A 17695-nucleotide genomic window follows, 5' to 3' on the forward strand; every position below is an offset into this window, starting at 1 on the left:
CGGTCGCTGGACAGGGGTGTTCGGCGGTGCGAGCGGGTCGCGTCGGCCTGCGGGCGCGGTCAGCGCCGGATCGCGGTGGTTCCGTTGCTGACCTCCGAGATGATCCGGCGGTATCCCGACACCAGGGGGTGGTGCGGGTACGCCGTGGAGAACAGCTGCTCACCCGCGAGTGAGGCCATCTCGGGCGCGTAGGGCAGCACGGTGGTGATGCGGGTGTCGTAGGCCGTCTCGACCTCGCCGCGCAGCCGGTCGGCCATGGTGCCGTCGGGGGCCATGTTCACGGCGATGCTCATGCTGCCCAGGCCCAGGCGCCCGGCAAGCGCCATCGTCTCCTTGGCGCCGGCGAGGTCGAGCCGGTCGGCGCGGGTCACCACGACCAGGCCGTCCGAGCTGGCCATGGCGGTGACGGTCTCGTTGTTGAACCCGGCGTGGGTGTCGAGCAGCAGCACGTCGAGCGCGAGCGTGTCGATGAGCCGGTCGAAGCCCTCCCTCAGCAGGCCCACGTCGTAGCCGCGGCCCATGATCTCGTTGACGCCGGTGGCCTGGCTCCTGGCCGGGACCAGGAAGAGTCCTTCGTGCCCGCCGGTGCGGTCGACGGCGTAGGCCGCCTCCTCGATCTCGCAGCGGCCGATGAGGTAGTCGGTGAGCGAGCGCCGGGCCGGGGCCGTCGCATCGCCGAACATCACGTCCAGAGCGGGCGTCTGGATGTCCGTGTCCACCAACGCGACCCGCAGACCCGAGGCGGCGAGCAGCAACCCGAGATTGGCGGCCGTGCTGGACTTGCCGGTGCCCCCTCGATAGGAGTGCACCGTGATGATCTGCGACATGTTCTCCACCTGACAGTTGTTGCTCGTTCGCGCGTCGGCCGGCGGGCGGCTCCGGTCAGTCGGCGGTCGTGGCCGGCGCCCGCCAGTGCACGGCCATCATCGTGATGTCGTCGGACTGTTCGGCCTGGCCGACGAACTCGCTGAGCGCGCCGTCCATGTGGTCCAGGAGCTCCTCCCCCCGCCCCGCGGCGTCCGTCAGTTGCTCCAGGAGCAGGTCCTCGCCGAAGAACCGGCCCGTCTCCGAGCGGGCCTCGGTGACCCCGTCGGTGTAGATGAAGAGGGTGTCTCCGGGGCTGATCTGCGCGTATCCCAGGGAGAAGGTGCAGTCGGGCATGACGCCCACGGCCGGTCCCGTCGGCTGGAGCAGCACGGGTGCGGCGCCGCTCCCGCTGACCAGGACGGGCGGGTTGTGGCCGCCGTTGATGTAGACGAGGTTGCCGGTGACGGGGTCGAGGACGCCGAAGAACATGGTGGCGAAGTAGCCCTGCTTGATGTGGTTGCGGGTCAGATAGCTGTTGGTGCCCACGACCGCGTTGAGCAGGGGTGTCGCGCCCACGACCGGGATGGCCCTGGTGTGTTCGGCCCAGCCGGGCTCCTCGCCCATGAGGTCCGCCGCGATGAGGTTCTGCAGGCCGCTCTGCTCGGCCGTGTGGCGAAGGAGCGACCGGATGAGCGCCATGAACAGGGCGGCGCCGACTCCCTTGTCGCACACGTCGGCCACCACGAGGGCGAGGCGTCTGCGGTTGACCAGTTCGAAGACGTCGTAGAAGTCCCCGGCGACGGTACGCGCGGGCCGGAAGCGCACCCGGATGTGCCAGTCGTCGGGGCTGGGCAGCGAGTCCGGCAGAAAGCCGAGCTGGATCTCCCTGCCTATTTCCAACTCCCGCTCATAGCTGAGCAGTTCGGCGTGCGCGGCGACCTCCTCCAAGTTGCGGTTGTGTTCCGCGTGCTGGTGGCAGTCGCGCAGCCGTGCCTCGACCAGGACGGGGTGGAACGGCGGGATCAGGTAGTCGGAGCCCGCGCGCACATGGCCGTCCAGGAGGTGCAGGTCGCGGTCGGCGTAGGCCACCACGGTCGGCTGCTGGCCTTCGTCCGCGAGGCGCCGGGCCACCGATCTGACCGTGTGCGGCGACAGTGTGGCGTGTGCGAGCAGCGCGGTCACCGCGGGCATCCGCCCCGGCGACGCCGCCAGTACGTCGCCGGGGGTGCAGGTGTGCGTCTCGGCTCCCACGGCGTCCAGCGCCTTGGCCAGGCCTGAGGGCACGTTGCGCCGCTCGTCCAGTATCAGCACCTTCGTCTGCGCCATCTCCGCCTCGTCTAGTCCGCTGTCGGCCGGCGCATCACGAGGGTGCTCACATTGCGCCCCGCGACGAGCTCGTACTCAAAGGTGTCCACCGCTGTGAAGGCCAGAAAGACGCCGAGGCCGCCGATGGGCCGCTCCTCCAGGGGCACGTCGAGCGCCGGTGCCCGCATGCCCTGCCTCGGGTCGAACGCCGGGGCGTCGTCCTGGAAGCGGACCCAGACCTCGCCGGGATCGATCCCGCCGTCCACCGTGATCTCGCCGGGCTCACCGCGGTAGCCGTGCATGACGATGTTGGTCGCCAGCTCGTCGGCGGCGAGGCGCAGCCGGTAGAGCGAGCTCTCCCGCAGGCGGGCCCGGTTGCCGAGACCGAGCACGAAGTCGGACACCGGTTCGAGGGATTCGACCGATGCGGGGATGCGGAGTGCGTTCGCCCTGCCGCACCCGGGCGCCTGAGCGACGCCCGCCGCCTTTCCCGCCTCCGCGGTCCCCGGAGCCTCTGCGGTCCTGAAGTCGAACGTCATCTCGGCTCGTCCCTTCAGGCGTCGACGAGATCAATGCTGTGGTCGAAGCCGGCGAGCCGGATGGTCCTCGCCACCGGCTCGGAGGCGCCGACGACAGCGATGCGCACCCCGTCGCCCATCTTCTGGCGGGCGAAGACCAGGGAGCGCAGGCCCGCGCTGGAGAGGTAGCCGAGCTGCTCGGCGCGGATGACCAGTTCGACGGCGCCGGCGCCCGCGGCCTTGCCGACGGTCTCGTGGAACTCGCCCGCCGTGGAGGCGTCGAGCTCGCCCTTGAGCTCGATGGTGGCGACCTTGTCGTTGATCCTGAGCCGCACGTCAAAAGCCACGGTGGTTCTCCTTCTGCGTCAGATGGTGGTCCTGGCCGGCCTCCCGGCCCACCAGGACGACCGCGGAGTGGGCGCCCAGGTGGTAGCGCCAGGGGTGCTGGAGCTGCGGCTCGGCGCCGACGGGGTGGACGGTGGTGCCGGTGTCGGCGAAGAGGTGCCAGCGCTGTCCGTCGGGCAGTGCGGGCAGCTCCAGGTCGTGCGCCTCCCAGTGCGCGTTCACGGCGACGTACACGTGGTCGTCGGCGACGCTGCCGGACTTGGCGTGCTTGCCGCACCGCATCATGGCGAGCACCCGGCAGTGGTCGGCCCAGTCCGGCGCCCAGGCGCGCACGCCGTGCCAGCTCACGTCGGGGTAGCCGCTGCCGACCCGGTCGGTGCCGGTGGGGTGGTCGCTGGTGCGCAGCACGGGGTGGGCGTGCCGGAAGGCGATCATCGACCTGACGAAGCCGAGGAGTTCGTCGTTGACGTCGACCAGGCCCCAGTCGAACCAGGACAGGTCGTTGTCCTGGCAGTAGGTGTTGTTGTTGCCGAGCTGGGTGCGGCCGACCTCGTCGCCGGCCAGGATCATCGGAATGCCCTGGCTGGTGAGCAGGATGGTCAGGAGGTTCTTCATCTGCCGCAGCCGCAGCTCCCTGACGTGCGAGGAGGCGCTGGGTCCTTCTTCTCCGCAGTTCCAGCTGTTGTTGTCGTTGGCGCCGTCGTTGTTGTTCTCGCCGTTGGCGTCGTTGTGCTTGTCGTTGTACGAGACGAGGTCGGCCAGGGTGAATCCGTCGTGCGCCGTGATGAAGTTGACCGAGGCGGACGAGGTGCGGCCCTGGTAGAGGTCGGGCGAGCCCGCCATCCGGGTCGCGAGCTCGCCGACCAGGCCCGGCTCGCCCTTGACGAAGCGGCGTACGGTGTCGCGGTACTTGCCGTTCCACTCCGACCAGCGGCCGTAGTTGGGGAAGTTGCCCACCTGGTAGAGCCCGGCCGCGTCCCACGCCTCGGCGATCAGCTTCGTGTGGCGCAGGATCGGGTCGTACGCCAGCTGTTCGAGCAGCGGCGGGTTGGGCAGCGGGGTGCCGTCCGGTGCCCGGTCGAGGATGGCGGCGAGGTCGAAGCGGAATCCGTCGATGTGGTACTCGGCGACCCAGTGGCGCAGGCAGGAGAGCACGAAGTCCCGTACGACGGGGTGGTTGCAGTTGACGGTGTTTCCGGTGCCGCTGAAGTTGTAGTACTCGCCGCGCGGCGTGAGCATGTAGTACGTGGCGTTGTCCAGGCCGCGGAAGGAGATGGTGGGGCCCTGCTCGTTGCCTTCGGCGGTGTGGTTGAAGACGACGTCGAGGACGACTTCGATGCCGGCCTTGTGCAGCTCCTTGACCAGGGTCTTGAACTCGTCGGCCTGCATGCCGAACGGTCCTGTCGCCGCGTAGCCGGCCTTGGGCGCGAAGAACGAGACGGTGTTGTAGCCCCAGTAGTTGTACAGGCGCTCGCCGCTGACCGGGTCGGTGCGCGGGTTGTCCAGCTCGTCGAACTCGAACACCGGGAGCAGTTCGATGCAGTTGACCCCGAGCTCCTGGAGGTAGGGGATCTTCTCGCGCAGTCCGGCGTAGGTGCCCGGCGCCGACACGCGCGAGGACGCGTGCCGGGTGAAGCCGCGCACATGGGTCTCGTAGATCACGAGGTCTTCGGTGGGGATGCGCAGCGGCTGGTCGCCGCCCCAGTCGAAGTCGTCGTGCACGACCTGCGAGCGGTAGTGGTAGACGTTGTCCCAGTCCGGCTCCCTGCCCCACACCTCGCGCCCCGAGATCAGGCGCGCGTAGGGGTCGCTGAGCACCTTGCCCGCGTCGAAGCGGTCACCGCGTGCGGGGTCGAAGGGGCCGTCGGCGCGGAAGCCGTACTCCAGGTTCTCCAGGTCGAGCCCGAAGACCGTCATGGCGTACACGCTGCCGATGCAGAACTCCGGCGGGAATTCCAGCTCGGCGGCGGGCTGCGCAGCGCCCCGTTCGAAGAGCACCAGGCTCATCGTGGTCGCGCCGTCGGAGTAGACCGAGAAGTTGACGCCGCCGGGCACCGGAGTGGCGCCGTAGGGGAAGGGCCGGCCCGCCCTTACCCGGTACGGACCGATCCGGTGCGTCGGGAAGCCGTCGATACGCTCGCGCATGTCGGGGGTGGTCATCGGCCCGCGCGTTCCAGCTCGGTGTCCAGGTCGTCGGCGATCCTGAAGAAGTCCAGGAAGCCGGTGGCGGACATGACGAACGAGACTTCTTCGGAGAGGCCGACGAGGGTGATCCCGGCGTCCAGCTGCTGGGCGTGCCGGTGCACGATCAGCAGGGTGCGCAGGCCGGCGCTGGAGACGTACGAGATGCCGGTGAGGTCGATGAGGACCGTGGAGCCGTGGCCGATGAACGGAAGGAGCTGGGACTGGAGTCCCCCGGACGTGGTGGAGTTGATCTCGCCTTCGAGGGCGACGACGGTGACGCCTGCGAGCACCTGCGAGCTGACCTTGACGGTCATCCCGTCACCTCCTTGCGGGCGTTGGGTTCGAGGCGGACCTTGACCTTGATGCGGCCCGAGGTCTCGGGCAGCCGGACGGTCAGGGCCTGGGCGTTGAAGTCGGTGTGCTCCTCGCCGTCGATCTCCACGGCCGCGATGCGCACGGCGCCCGCGGGCAGCAGGTCCGGCGATACGCGCAGCACGCGGTCCTCGATCAGGGCGGGGTCGGGCTTGAACCAGAAGTCCATCGCCTTGCCGTTGATCAGCAGGTTGTTGTAGACGGCCGCGAGGTAGCACAGCTCGGCCGAGTGGTACATCGACATCGAGTGGCTGCCCTTGAGGCGCTCGACGCCGAGCAGGTACGGCAGGCCGCTGGCCATGGTGTTGAAGTAGACGGCGCCCTCGTCGTGGTCGAGGAAGAACGCGTTGTAGAACGACTGGGCGTCGCGCGCCTCGGTGCGGAAGTCCGCGCGCCCGGTGACGCCGTGCAGGATGAGATAGGCGAGGATCGCCTGCTCCTGCTGCCACCAGGCCTTGCGGTCGTGCCAGGCGAAGCGGAACCTGTCCTCGCCCTCGACCTTGACGCGTTCCACCACGTCGTACCAGCCGCCGCGCTGGCGGTCGCTGCCGACCTCGGGCATGGTCTCGCCCAGCGAGACGGCGGTCTCCAGATAGGCGTCCTTCTGCCGCAGCGCGTTCATCCGGATGAGGTTCCAGGCGATCTTCAGGTTGTGTCCGACGACCGCGCGGTTCTGCTGCCAGCCGTGGGTGGTGTCGTGCGACCAGTCCGTGTGGAAACGTTCCTGCACGAACGGGCTGTTCTTGAGGTCGGGGAAGCGCTCGACGATCGTGTCGAAGGTGTACTCCAGCATGTCGGCGTACTTCTGCTCGCCGGTCGCCAGGTACAGGTTGATCAGGTACGCGGGCGCGTGGTCGCCGACCGAGTTCCAGTTCTTGCGGCCCTGGTTGGGGCCGAGCGAGGCGTGGTGGGGGCTGAGCAGGATCGGGTCGATGTGCGAGTAGTAGCCGCCCGCCTCGGGGTCCAGGTAGAACCGGTCGAAGAGGCGGATGGTGGCGTCCGCGTCGGACTTGATCCGCGGATCGCCGGTGATGCGGTAGGTCTGCACGGGGCCGGCAAGCGCGTAGATCTGCTCGTAGGCGGGCAGCGCGTCGTAGTCGTCGGAGAACTCGGACGTGAACAGCTTCTTCTCGACGTCGCCGTCGACCTTGAGGCCGTGGTACCAGTACACGACGTTCTCGTCGGTGTCGACGAACCGCATGTGCTCGCGCAGATACTCGGTGCCGCGCTCGGCGACCTCCAGGTACTCGTCCTCGCCGGTGAGCAGGAAGGCGGATGCCATGCCGTAGACGAGCCGGGAGATGGTGTCGGTCTCCTGGACGTGGCTCGCGGTCTTGTCGCCGCCGAGCCGGATCTCGGTGCGGTAGTCGCCGAAGTCGACCGGCCCGTCGCCGAACTGTGCCTTGCGGTAGAAGCCGGCGATCTCCTTGATCTGCCGGACCCACCAGCCCGCTTCCTCGAAGCGGTAGTCCTCGGGGTCGCGCCCCAGGAAGATCAGCCGCTTGGCCTCGAAGCGCAGCGCCTGGCTGTGCGGGTAGAAAATGCCGTACGCGATGACGAAGGCGTCCTGCGTGAGCAGCTCGTCCACGTGCGCCGACGCGTCCTGGTAGGGCTCGCCCAGGTTGTGCAGGAGCTCGGCGCTCGGGCCGCCGTCAAGGCCGACGTCGAAGAACCGGCCGTCGGCGGTGACCAGGGAGAAGACCCGGGTCTCGGCGTCGAACGCGGTCACCCGCCCCGCGACGGTGTCCGAGAAGGTGAAGTCGACGTTCCGTGAGATCTCTGGCATTGCTGTCACACCCCTCGCAGCACGAGTTCGTCGATGATGGTCCTGGCGAACAGATGGCAGTGGTCGCCGGTGCGGGCGGTCACCAGGTCGCCGTCGACGACGACGTCCTGGTCGACGTAGTTGGCGCCCATGTTGCGTACGTCTCCGAGCAGGTTGTTGTGGCAGACCACCTTGCGTCCGCGCACGACGTAGGGGATCGAGGAGGCCAGCCACATGCCGTGGCAGATGATCCCCTTGACCACTCCGGAGCGGGCGAAGGCCCGGCGCAGCAGGTCCGTGGCCGGCGCCAGGCGCTCGATGTCCTCGGTGTAGCGCAGCCGGTCGGCGACCATGCCGGAGGGCACGATCAGCGCCTTGTACTCGCGCAGCGTGCGGTCGTCCAGATCCTCCAGGCTGCGGGTCACCGTCAGGGGCGCGCGGTGCTCGTGGCCGGTGAAGGTGATGGACTTGTTGCCCCACATCCGGGTGACGAAGTCGACGCGGGCGCCTTCCTCCGCGAACCGGCGCTGGTAGTAGGCGATTTCGGGCTCGTAGAAGTCGCTCTCCGCCAGGATCGCGATCTTCTGTCCGCTGAGCACCCCGTCACGGGACGGTACGTCAGCCACGGTCTCCCCCTTCGGTGGTCCGCAGGTCGATGAGGAACGGCTTGTCGTCGGCGAGCATCCGCTTGACCGCGTAGCCGACCTGGTCGTGGTCGTCGACGCGCAGCGCGTCGACGCCGAACCCCTCGGCGATCTGCGCGAAGCCCAGGTCGGGGCGGGAGAGGTCGAACGGCGTGGGGTACGCGTGGGGGGCGACGTCCCGCTCCCGCCAGTACTGCTCGATGTTGTTGTCGAGCAGCTTGTAGCTGCGGTTGTTGCAGATGACGAACTTGGCGCCGATGTCGTGCCGCACGGCGGTGTAGAGCGCCTGGAAGGTGTACATGGAGCCGCCGTCGCCGGTGAAGCCGATCACGGTCTTGTCCGGGTGGGCCAGCTTGATGCCCATGGCTCCGGGGATGCCCACGCCGAGCGAACCGCCGCGGGTGGAGAACCAGTGGCCCGGCCTGCGGCCCGGCAGATGGGCGTTCAGGGCGCCGGCGGCGGTCAGCGCCTCATCGAAGATCATCACGTCGTCGGGGACCTGGGCCGCCAGTTCCCGCAGGAAGGCGTGGAGCAGCGAGCCGTCGTCGGCAACCGGCGCGGGCCGCTCTGCGCGGCGCGCCGCCAGGCGTTCGGCCGCCGCCGCCCGGTCGGTGGCGGACAACTCGCGGTCCAGCTGCGCACTGAGCGCGGCGAGGGTCTCCTTTGGGTCGGCGACCAGGCCGAGGGTGACCGGGTGGTTCTTGGCGATCTCGTAGTCGTCCAGGTCGATGTGGACGATCCGGGCGTCCGCGCGGAAGGGGTCGCCGGTGTCCGGGAAGACCTCGGGGAAGGTGTACGTGCCGACGACCAGGACCGCGTCGGCGTCCCGGACGGCGGCCGTGCTGACCGCGCCGAACATGTGCCCCAGGTCCCCGCGGTAGAGCGGGTGGGTGACGTCGAGGTTCACCTCGGAGTAGTTGACGCCGTGTATGTCGGCGCCCAGCTGCTCGGCCACCCGCACCAGTTCGTCCTGCGCGCCGGACGCCGCCACGCCGTCCCCGGCCAGGACGAGCGGCCGCCGGGCGCCGGTCAGGAGCCGCGCCGCCTGCTCCACGAGCGCGCCCGCCGGTACGGTCCTGGTGCTGGGCGCCGAACTCGGCACGATCTGCTCGGTGTTGAGCGCGTCGAGTACATCGAGAGGCAGCGCCACGAAGACCGGGCCCATCGGCGGTGTCATCGCGATCTTCATCGCCCGGCGAAGGACCCGCAGGACCGAACGCGGGTCGGTGACCCGGGTGGCGTACTTGGTCACGGGCTTGGCCATGGCGACCAGGTCGGCGGCCATCTGGGCGTCCATGGACTCGTACTGGACACCCGACTCGCCCGCGATCGTCAGGATCGGCGAGTGACCGCGCTTGGCCTGGTAGAGCATGCCGATGGCGTTGCCGAGCCCGACGCCGCTGTGCAGCTGGAGGAGCGCGGGCCGGCCCGTGGCGCGGGCGTAGCCGTCCGCGATTCCGACGGCGACGGTCTCCTGCAGGGTCAGGATGTACTGAAGGTCGTCATAGTCCTCCAGCGCGTCCAGAAATCCCTGCTCGACCGTCCCTGGATTGCCGAACATAAAGGGAATTCCGTCGGCAATGAACTGCTCGATGATCGCCGCATTGCCCTGCCTGGCCATGTCTGCCTTCTCTCGATTCCTCAGTCGTTGCCGCGCATTACCAGCCGAAGCGGCGCAGGCCGTCTTCGAGCACCTCGACGACCTTTTCTCCGGTCAGATAGGAATCCGGCGTGGAACGCCCGGTGATGAACGGGTAGTCCACGATCACCGAGGTCTCTTTTCCGAAGTTGCCGTGATAGCGGCCCTCGGGTCCTGTGGCGTCACGCAGGATGTACTCAAGGGGGTACGGCGGCGGGCCGATCACGAAGTCGGTCCCGAGGAATCCGGTCCCGTCCTTGTAGTCGTACTCCTTGCAGTGGCCCGTGACGTGCTTGCCCCAGATGATCGACTTGCGGTCCTCCCAGTCGCGGGCGAAGGCCAGCGGCGCGACGCCGTAGCACTCGGCCGCGATCGGCTTGTCGGCGCGCAGGAAGGACAGGATGATCTGGTGCACCCGCTCGTTGTTGGCGAGGTCCACGACCGGGCCCGAACCGCCGACGATGAGCAGCGCGTCGTACTCGTCGAGTTCCTGCGCCACGACGTCGACGGCCCGGTGGTAGGCCTCCAGCTTGCGCAGGTAGTCGTCGTCGGCCGTGTAGGGGCGCTCGGGGATCCAGCTGGAGATGTCGGTCGGGTCGTCAAGGCGCTCGGATTCGTCGACCTCGCGCGTGAGCTTGGCGACGGCCTCGGAGGTGACCGAGCGGCCGAGCGGCGGGTCGATGTACTCCGGGTCCATCGACGGCGGCAGCGCGTGGGCGCGCTTGCCGGTCGGGGTGGCGAACTGAACCTCGTAGCCCCGCTGGTCGAAGTGGTGCAGGGGGCCGACGAGCTCCTCGCCCCAGTAGCCGTACTCCGACAGAATGACGAGGATCTTCTTGGCGTTCTTCCTGGCCACGCCGGCTCCTTCGGTAATCGGTTCGGGATGGGTGGCCGGGCGCCGCGACGGAAGGGGGCGGCGCCTCAGCCACCTGATCAGGGGGATCAGCGGGCCTGCGGGCCGATGATCCAGTTCTCCTTCGACGCGATCGAGAAGACGTACTTCTCGTCGACGATCTCGTCGCGCGCCGCCTTCACCTGCTCGGTGAAATAGGGCGAACGCAGCGCCTCTTCGAGGGCGTTCACGTCGTCGAACCACAGCTGCTCGACGCTGTCGAAGGACGCCTCGCCGAAAACGTAGGCGCCGTCCACGGTGTGGGCGTGCAGATAGCGGCGCAGCCCCGGGGTGCCCTTGACCACGGAGGCGTACGAGTCGAGGGTCTGCTTGCGGTAGTCCTCCAGGGCCAGGCCCGGACGCCGCTTCTGCAGGACGGTGAGCTTGACCCAGTCCTGGCCCTTGGCGAGCGGCGGTCCCGCGACGATCTCGTGCGCGGTGGTGTCGACGACGATCGTCTGCCAGAACGCGGCCCAGTTCGGCTCGTCGAGGCGGGCGCCCTGGAGGAACTCCTCGGTCTGCAGCGAGGCCAGCTGCTCCTCGCCGTTGGCCAGGAAGATCTCCGCGATGCCCTGGTGCGGCAGGGCGGGACTGCCGAGGTTGCCCTCGATCTCCACCACCGTGTCGACCATGTACTTGCGGATCTGCGGAATCTTCGAGGCGTACTGCACCGCGTGGACATTTACCCAGTAGTCCTGGAATTCCTGTGCTGTCATACCCGGCTTGGGCGCAGCCAGAATGAACTGGTGGATCATCGGATTCTCCTTTGGATGGGCTCACTCATGATGTCCAGCGGCCACCAAGGGGGGCAAAGAAGGAAAACCTACTTCCTGAACTTTCCGCGGTCAGGGAGCCTTTAACTCCGGCGGATAAAGGAAGTAGTTGGCCGCCGATGCGGCCTGCGCGCCTTCGTGTACCGCCGCCGAAACCTGGTGGGAATGCGGTGCCGTGATGTCGCCCGCGGCGTACACGCCGGGGACCGACGTGCACTGCTCGGTGTCCACTTCGACATAGCCGTGCCGGTTGAGCCGGATGCCGAGGCCGCGGGCCACGGCCGTCTCCGGGGTCGCGCCCTGGATGGAGAACAGGGCGTCGAGGTCGAGGCGTTCGCCGCCCCGGGTCACGATGGCCGTGAGCCGGCCGTCCGCGCCCTCGGCGCCCTTGATGCGGTCGTGCACGACGGGGACACCCGCCACCGCGAGACGGCGCGTGAAAGGTGAACTGATGTCGTTCCTGCGGCTGTTGGTGAGCAGCACGATCCGGTCGGTGAGGCTGTGCAGCTGCATGGCCTCGCCCGCGGCGGCGTCGGTGTGCCCCACGACCAGGATGCGGCGCCCGCGGTTCTCGTACCCGTCGCAGGCGATGCACCAGAACATCGAACGGCCCACGTACGTATGCCAGTCGGGGAAGTGCGGGAAGTGGTCGAGGACACCGGTGGCCAGGACCACCGTTCTGGCCCGCCAGTGGTGGCCCTGGGCCCGGACGGTGAACCCCTGGTGCGCGTCGCCCGTCAGGCCCGTCACGTGGTGGCGGGCGAAGCGGACGTGCGGGTAGCGTGCCAGCTGCCGTACGCCGAGTTCGCGCAGCCGTGTGGTGGCGATGCCGTCGGGGAAACCCAGGTAGTTGCGGTTGGTCTGGTGGTGGGTCGAGCGTCCGTGCCCGGTGTCGAAGACCAGCACCCGGCGTCCGTAGCGGGCCAGTTGCAGCGCCGCGGAAAGCCCTGCGGGGCCACCGCCGACCACCGCCGCGTCCGTGCCGTCGGGCTCACTTGCTGCCACGTCCATTGCCTCCTCCCCCGGCGGTCTCAGCCCGCCGCCTGGCCGGCCTGCGCGAGCCTGCGCACGGCGGCGAGCGGGATGGGCAGCCACTCGGGGCGGTTGCGTGCCTCGTAGAGCACCTCGTACACGGCCTTGTCGGCCTCGAACGCGCGCAGCAGTACGGGGCTCGTACGCGGATCCTGGCCGCCCGCCGCGGTGTAGCCGGCGCAGAAGGCACGCCTGCTGTGCACCGCCCAGGCAGCGGCCCGGCGGGCCAGGCGCGTGGCGCGCAGGTCGCGCGACGCCTGGGCGCGCGGCGGGCCGCCGAGGATCTCGCCGAGGGCGTGATGTGCCGCGTAGTCGAAGGAGCGCAGCATGGCGGCGACATCGCGCACCGCGGGCTGGAGGTGCCGCCGTTCGGCCAGCGGGTGTCCCGGTTCGCCCTCGAAGTCGATGAGGATCCAGCCGTCCTCGGCCCGCAGCACCTGCCCGAGGTGGAGGTCGCCGTGGATGCGCTGGATGGGCAGCGGGTTGCCGCGCCGGGCCACTTCGCGCAGGTCCTGGTAGGCGGTGCGCAGGCCGCGTGCGTAGGGAGTGATGTCGGGCACCTGCGCGATGGCGTCCTCCAGGCGCTCGATGAGCGTGTCGGTCAGCTCCGCCACCTCCGCGAAGCTCAGGGGGCGGGTCTCCAGCTGCTGGGCGAGCGCCGTGTGCACCTGCGCCGTGGCCTGGCCCAGGCCGAACGCCTCGTCGGAGAAGCCGCCGAGCGGTGCGACCGATTCGCAGGTGCCGCGGATGCAGTCCTCCGCCTGGGTCGTGGCGATGCTCCAGCCGTCCCCGCGTGAGGGCACGAACTCCTGGAGGATGCAGAGCGTGGTCGGTTCCGCGTCGTGCCGTCCCGCGATCTGCGCCCAGGCAAGCGGTGCGGCGCTCGGCACGTCACCGGCCCGCTCCAGGGCGGCGAGCATCTCCAGTTCGGGGTTGGCTCCGGGCACGATGCGGCGAAGCACCTTGAGCATCATCCGGTCGCCGAAGGCCACGGAGGTGTTGGACTGCTCCGCGGTGAGCGGCCTGGCCCGCAGCCCGGCCGGGATCGTCGCGCCGGGGATGTGGTGGTATTCGAGCGCCCCGCACGGCTCGGCCGAGACGAAGCGGTCCAGCAGCCGGCTGAGCAGGTCGGGGTCCGACCCGGCTTCGTAGAGCGTCAGCCACCGCCCGTCCGCGTCCGGTCGCGCGCTGGTGCCGATGACCGCGTCCGGGGGCACGCCCCTGCCGGGGCCGGTGCCTGCCGGGCCGGTCACGGCGCCGACGAGCAGCTGGTAGCTCTGGCCATCGTCGGTGCGGACCACTGCCTGGAGCAGGGCGGGCGTGCCGGGGGCGACGACCTCCACCAGGACCGGCCGGACCACGGGGACGCCGTGGCCCTTGTCCGCGTACCAGCGCCGGTCGGGCAGCCAGGCGGGCAGCAGCCGGCACAGTTCGTCGGTGACGCGGTCCACGTCCTCGACGCGCAGCTCGTCGGATCGTCCTGGCGGCAGGGTGCGTTGCGTTGTCTCGGTCATGCGGCAGTCACCTTCGTGTCTCGTGCCGGAACCTTTGTCTCTCGCGCCGGAACCTTGGCGTCGCGCGCCGGAACGGTGGTGTCGCGCGCCCGAACTCTGTTCTCGCGCACGGGAGTTCCGGCGGAGCGCGCCGGAACCTTGGTGTCCTGCGCGCGGGACGGCGAGAGCACGGTGACGGCATGGGCGAGCGACACCATCGTCATGTGGTGGTGCCAGCCGCGGTAGGAGCGGCCCTCGAAGTCGCGGATGCCCAGCCGGTCGCTCTCCTCCTGGAGGTCGCGCTCCACGCGCCGCGAGAGCATCGCCGTGCGGTACACCGTGCCCAGCTGCGACTGCGCGAGGTTGGAGAGCCAGAACTCGCTCGGGGTCCGCCGCGCCGGGTCCGTCCAGGCGCCCAGCAGGACGAGGTCGAGGCGCTCGGGCTGCCCCTGGGGGGCGGCCGGGTCGCGGCGCAGGGTGACACGGGCGGCGCCGACGGACGTGGCCCGCACGGTCCCCGCGGCGTGGTCGAACCACTCCACCGGCATGCGCTGCTTGTTCAGCGCGGTGTACAGATCGGCCGAGTTGCCGCGGCCCGCCGCACCGTCGGCCGCCGCGCGCGGCGCGGGCGCCGGACCCGACGGGCCGCCCGCGGGCAGGACGGCGGAGGGGTCGACGCGGACCACGAAGGGAATCTGACGGGAAGCAAGGTCCGCGCAGACCGGACGCGGGGCCGTCTCGCGCAGGTCCATCACCACCGGCCTGCCGCGCAGACCCCACTCCCTGGCCATCTTGCTCACGGAGTCGACGGCGCACCGCTCGGGCGGGGTGGATCCGACATGGGTGGGGATGGACGCCCGCCGGCGCATCTCCTCCTTGCCCGTCCAGCACTCGGGCAGCGCGAGCTCCCAGTCCACCGGGCAGCTCCCGTGGTCCGTGGTGAGCCACACGCTCATCGCCTGCTGGCAGTTGACGACCCGGCCGATCTGCGACACCCACTGGCGCTCCACGCCGACCGAGTGCTGGCCCACCTTGGTGATGACCAGGGGCTGTACGACCCAGGCGCGGGGCTGCGCGCGCTGGATGAGCAGCCGCGCCAGGTCCCCGCGGACCAGGTCGGCGTCCCACGGCGACTTGCTGATGAACTGGTAGAGGCTCTGCTCGGCTCCGCCGCCCGCGCCATTGGCGAGAGCGCGCATCGTCTTCTTGCCCCGGACCGAGAGAAGCCCGCGTACATAAAGCTCTCCCCAACGCCGCTGGTCGCTTCGCGGAATGGAGCGCAGGGCAGCGGAGAGAACCTCGGTGAATTCTTTCTGCGAAATGTCGTCGGGAAGCGTCTGCTGCTCTTCTGCGGACACCTTTCCACCCTCTCCAAGAAATACGTGAACCACGTTCCGGTGAGCCGCGCCCCCATGACGCGGCGGCCGGAACGGCCGAATCCGGGCAGGCCGCATGGCCGCGTGCCGGGGTTCGGCGCGCGACTGCGCGTCATGCGGGGACGGCGTGAAGCCGAAGAACGGGAATGCGGACACGGGACCGGCACAGCGGTGCGGCAGCACCCTGCGGGCCGCGCACCGGCCCCGTGTCCTTGCCTGCCGGCGACGGGGGAATGAACCGGCAGGTCACGGGCGGGACGGGCCCCTCACAGACTCCGTCCCGCCGTTCGGGATGCCCCGGAGCCTCCGGTCAGGAGGCACCGGGCATCTGTCAGTGGACGGGGCCCTGGTAGGCGGGGACCCGGTCGGGGATCAGCCGGTCGAACAGCGGGGCCCAGTCGGTGGGCGCCAGGCCCGGCTCGTTGTAGAGCTCGAACGTCGTCCCGCCGGCCGCCGGCAGCCGCAGTGCCTGCACGCAGGCCTCCGCCACCGACTTCCTGGAGACCCAGCCGTCGCCGCGGTCGTGCTGCTCCAGGCGCACCCGGGCGCCCGCGACCTCGTCGTCCGTCAGCCAGCTCGGCCGTACGACGGTGTAGGGCAGGCCCGAGGCACGGACCTCGTCCTCGCCCCGCAACCGCCAGTCGAGCAGCCGTCCGTAGGAGTTCATCGGGTGCTCGCGCCGCGTCACGAAGATCTGGCTGACCAGCACGACGTGCGGGCGCTGCGCGCCGTCGGCCGCGGCGGCGAGCATGTTGCGCACGCCGTCGTAGACGGTGGTCTCGGGGCTGTGCGGACCGGAGTCCGCGGTGCCCGGCTCGACGGTGAACACGATGCCGGAGCATCCGCGCAGCGCCGGGCCGAGCGAGTCCGTGTACCGGACGTCGGCACGCTGCGTCTCCACTCCGAGCGGCAGCACCGCGCGCTGCGGATCACGGCTGATCACTCGTACGCGGTGGCCTTCTTCGAGCAGGCGGCGCGTGACGAGCACGCCCGTCCTGCCGGCCCCGCCGATAACTGCAATGGGGCTCTGCATGGTCCCCTCCAGGGATGAGCGCCTTCACACCCAGCGCAGGATGTCGTCGGCGCGCCTGAGCTCTGTCTGAGCGGGTACACCGGTCAGCGCCGGCACCCGTAGTCGCGGGTACACGGTGACCCCGCAGAATCGCGACCCCGGCCAGAGCACGGCGCCGTCGCCGATGGCCGAGAACTGTTCAAGGCGCAGTGGCCTGACGCGCTCGGAGAGCACCTGGGCCATGGGGCCTATGTAGGCGTCGGTGATGTCGGCCCAGCTGCCGACCACCGCCGACTCCCCCACCGCGGAACGGGCCAGGGTGGCGCCCTCGCGGATCTCGGCCCCGTCGCCGATGTCCGTGTGTTCCAGGCGCACCCCGCGGCCGATCTCTACGTCCCGGCCGATGCGCACTCCGGGCCCGATGACGACCGAGCCCTCCTCGATCTTCTGGGCCAGCGTGGTGCCCGTGACGTCGTCCTTGGTGCGCAGGCTGGTCTCGTGGATCCAGCAGCGCGGATCGGTTCTGCCGGGTGCCTCCATCAGGCGGTTCATCTGCTCGTACGCGCCGTTGAGCACGAGCTGGACCGTCTGGAGGTAGTCGGGGACATTGCCCATGTCGCCGAGGCGTCCGATGGTGTGGGTGGCCACCGGTACTCCTCGTTCGACGAGGTGGGGCAGCAGGTCGCCGCCCCAGTCCAGGCGCTGGTGGGACTGCCGGAAGAGCTCCGGTTCCCGGGCCAGCAGCCGCAGGCGCCCGCAGTCGACCAGGTACATCCCCGCGTTGGTCGCCAGGGTCGCGGCCGGGTCCTCGCCGGTGCGCGGGAAGAGCGAGCGCAGTTCGCTCATGCCGGGCTTCTCCACGAAGCCCTGGACGAGACCGCGTTCGTCGGTGCGCATGACGCCGTACTTGGTGGCGATCTCGGCGGCAGTACGGGCCACGGAGGCGACCGTGACCACCGCACCGCGCTCGCGGTGCGTCTCCTCCATCGCCGCCAGGTCGAAGTCGAAGAGCGAGTCGACGGGCAGCACCAGGGCGCGGCCTTGCAGGTCCCACTGCTCCAGATTGTGCAGCGTGGCCCCTGCCGACCCCACGTTGTAGCGGTCGAACCGGGAGCGCGAGTACGTGATGTCGACCCCGAAGCGCTCGCCGTGGCCGAGCAGCAGCTTGATCTGGTTGCGGTTCTCCAGGCCGTGGGTCACGACGTAGAACCGGCGTATGCCCTGCTCGCGGCAGGCGTCGATCATCCACTCGACCAGGCGTCGTCCGACGAAGGGGATGAGCGCCTTGCTCCGGATGTAGTCCGAGGACTTGAGGGTGATCGGTTTGGCGCGCTCCCCCCTGCCTCCGGCCAGAATGATGCCGACAGTTCCCTCGTCACGGATCACGCTCGCTGCACCCCCCGCGAATGCGAATTGTTTGTCTTATTCGTATTCCGATTACTCTTCCGCCCGGCGGCCCAGGCGGGCGAACGCCTTCCAGTTCTCGTCGTCATCGGAGTCCGCAACGTGTGCGGGCATCCGGCTAAGCGATATGACCG

15 protein-coding genes and 1 pseudogene are annotated in these 17695 nt (G+C 69.7%); all 16 read right to left on the bottom strand.

The features are described 5' to 3' along the window. Positions 1 to 59: 59 nt before the first annotated feature. Positions 60 to 827: a MinD/ParA family ATP-binding protein gene (locus ACQKIP_RS01185; RefSeq protein ID WP_361196133.1), complete on the bottom strand. Its 768-nt coding sequence runs from the start codon at positions 825 to 827 to the stop codon at positions 60 to 62. A 55-nt stretch (positions 828 to 882) separates the two neighbouring features. Beyond that, on the bottom strand, positions 883 to 2133 hold the full coding sequence (locus ACQKIP_RS01190) for a PP2C family protein-serine/threonine phosphatase (RefSeq protein WP_365865579.1): 1251 nt from the start codon (positions 2131 to 2133) through the stop codon (positions 883 to 885). 11 nt (positions 2134 to 2144) lie between these two features. Then, on the bottom strand, positions 2145 to 2651 hold the full coding sequence (locus tag ACQKIP_RS01195; protein ID WP_365865578.1) for an ATP-binding protein: 507 nt from the start codon (positions 2649 to 2651) through the stop codon (positions 2145 to 2147). A gap of 14 nt (positions 2652 to 2665) precedes the next feature. Further along, positions 2666 to 2977, bottom strand: coding sequence for an anti-sigma factor antagonist (locus ACQKIP_RS01200; RefSeq protein WP_190085640.1), 312 nt, complete (start codon positions 2975 to 2977; stop codon positions 2666 to 2668). After that, a complete protein-coding gene (gene glgX / locus ACQKIP_RS01205) occupies positions 2967 to 5135 on the bottom strand; it encodes a glycogen debranching protein GlgX (RefSeq protein WP_365865576.1) in 2169 nt (722 codons plus the stop codon). Before glgX ends, ACQKIP_RS01200 begins: the two co-directional genes overlap by 11 nt. Beyond that, the gene (locus ACQKIP_RS01210; RefSeq protein WP_365865574.1) at positions 5132 to 5473 is read right to left on the bottom strand and encodes an STAS domain-containing protein; all 342 of its coding nucleotides are present in this window, start codon (positions 5471 to 5473) and stop codon (positions 5132 to 5134) included. The genes glgX and ACQKIP_RS01210 overlap by 4 nt, the downstream gene beginning before the upstream one ends. After that, entirely contained in the window at positions 5470 to 7317 is a 1848-nt protein-coding gene (locus ACQKIP_RS01215) for an AGE family epimerase/isomerase (protein ID WP_365865572.1), read from the bottom strand. Before ACQKIP_RS01215 ends, ACQKIP_RS01210 begins: the two co-directional genes overlap by 4 nt. A gap of 5 nt (positions 7318 to 7322) precedes the next feature. Further along, positions 7323 to 7922 (bottom strand): DJ-1/PfpI family protein, encoded by a 600-nt coding sequence (locus ACQKIP_RS01220; protein WP_361196143.1) that lies wholly within the window; start codon positions 7920 to 7922, stop codon positions 7323 to 7325. Beyond that, entirely contained in the window at positions 7915 to 9561 is a 1647-nt protein-coding gene (locus tag ACQKIP_RS01225) for a thiamine pyrophosphate-binding protein (protein ID WP_365865570.1), read from the bottom strand. The genes ACQKIP_RS01220 and ACQKIP_RS01225 overlap by 8 nt, the downstream gene beginning before the upstream one ends. A 37-nt stretch (positions 9562 to 9598) precedes the next feature. After that, the gene (locus tag ACQKIP_RS01230) at positions 9599 to 10435 is read right to left on the bottom strand and encodes a type 1 glutamine amidotransferase domain-containing protein (protein ID WP_365865568.1); all 837 of its coding nucleotides are present in this window, start codon (positions 10433 to 10435) and stop codon (positions 9599 to 9601) included. 86 nt (positions 10436 to 10521) lie between these two features. Next, positions 10522 to 11226, bottom strand: a complete 705-nt coding sequence (locus ACQKIP_RS01235; protein ID WP_365865566.1) for an EthD domain-containing protein — start codon at positions 11224 to 11226, stop codon at positions 10522 to 10524. Between the two features lie 90 nt (positions 11227 to 11316). Continuing rightward, complete coding sequence (locus ACQKIP_RS01240; protein ID WP_365865565.1) at positions 11317 to 12249, bottom strand: NAD(P)/FAD-dependent oxidoreductase; 933 nt, start codon at positions 12247 to 12249, stop codon at positions 11317 to 11319. Positions 12250 to 12275: 26 nt separating this feature from the next. Then, positions 12276 to 13790, bottom strand: a complete 1515-nt coding sequence (locus ACQKIP_RS01245) for a maltokinase N-terminal cap-like domain-containing protein (RefSeq protein ID WP_365865563.1) — start codon at positions 13788 to 13790, stop codon at positions 12276 to 12278. 110 nt (positions 13791 to 13900) lie between these two features. Further along, positions 13901 to 15127: pseudogene (locus tag ACQKIP_RS01250) on the bottom strand (IS701 family transposase); the annotation flags it as partial. 349 nt (positions 15128 to 15476) lie between these two features. After that, positions 15477 to 16178 (bottom strand): SDR family oxidoreductase, encoded by a 702-nt coding sequence (locus tag ACQKIP_RS01255; protein ID WP_365865559.1) that lies wholly within the window; start codon positions 16176 to 16178, stop codon positions 15477 to 15479. Positions 16179 to 16202: 24 nt separating this feature from the next. Next, positions 16203 to 17543 carry an NDP-sugar synthase gene (locus tag ACQKIP_RS01260; protein ID WP_365865557.1) on the bottom strand — a complete coding sequence of 447 codons (1341 nt, stop codon included), beginning with the start codon at positions 17541 to 17543 and terminating at the stop codon, positions 16203 to 16205. Positions 17544 to 17695: the final 152 nt, after the last annotated feature.

The organism is Streptomyces sp. NPDC059900 (genome assembly GCF_050270335.1).
Lineage (GTDB): Bacteria > Actinomycetota > Actinomycetes > Streptomycetales > Streptomycetaceae > Streptomyces.

What these genes read in the sequence shown, in the direction of transcription:
- ACQKIP_RS01185 (WP_361196133.1), bottom strand. Translation starts at nt 827, where the DNA reads ATGTCGCAGATCATCACGGTGCACTCCTATCGAGGGGGCACCGGCAAG.
- glgX (WP_365865576.1), bottom strand. Translation starts at nt 5,135, where the DNA reads ATGACCACCCCCGACATGCGCGAGCGTATCGACGGCTTCCCGACGCAC.
- ACQKIP_RS01235 (WP_365865566.1), bottom strand. Translation starts at nt 11,226, where the DNA reads ATGATCCACCAGTTCATTCTGGCTGCGCCCAAGCCGGGTATGACAGCA.
- ACQKIP_RS01245 (WP_365865563.1), bottom strand. Translation starts at nt 13,790, where the DNA reads ATGACCGAGACAACGCAACGCACCCTGCCGCCAGGACGATCCGACGAG.
- ACQKIP_RS01215 (WP_365865572.1), bottom strand. Translation starts at nt 7,317, where the DNA reads ATGCCAGAGATCTCACGGAACGTCGACTTCACCTTCTCGGACACCGTC.
- ACQKIP_RS01190 (WP_365865579.1), bottom strand. Translation starts at nt 2,133, where the DNA reads ATGGCGCAGACGAAGGTGCTGATACTGGACGAGCGGCGCAACGTGCCC.
- ACQKIP_RS01210 (WP_365865574.1), bottom strand. Translation starts at nt 5,473, where the DNA reads ATGACCGTCAAGGTCAGCTCGCAGGTGCTCGCAGGCGTCACCGTCGTC.
- ACQKIP_RS01255 (WP_365865559.1), bottom strand. Translation starts at nt 16,178, where the DNA reads ATGCAGAGCCCCATTGCAGTTATCGGCGGGGCCGGCAGGACGGGCGTG.
- ACQKIP_RS01225 (WP_365865570.1), bottom strand. Translation starts at nt 9,561, where the DNA reads ATGGCCAGGCAGGGCAATGCGGCGATCATCGAGCAGTTCATTGCCGAC.
- ACQKIP_RS01195 (WP_365865578.1), bottom strand. Translation starts at nt 2,651, where the DNA reads ATGACGTTCGACTTCAGGACCGCAGAGGCTCCGGGGACCGCGGAGGCG.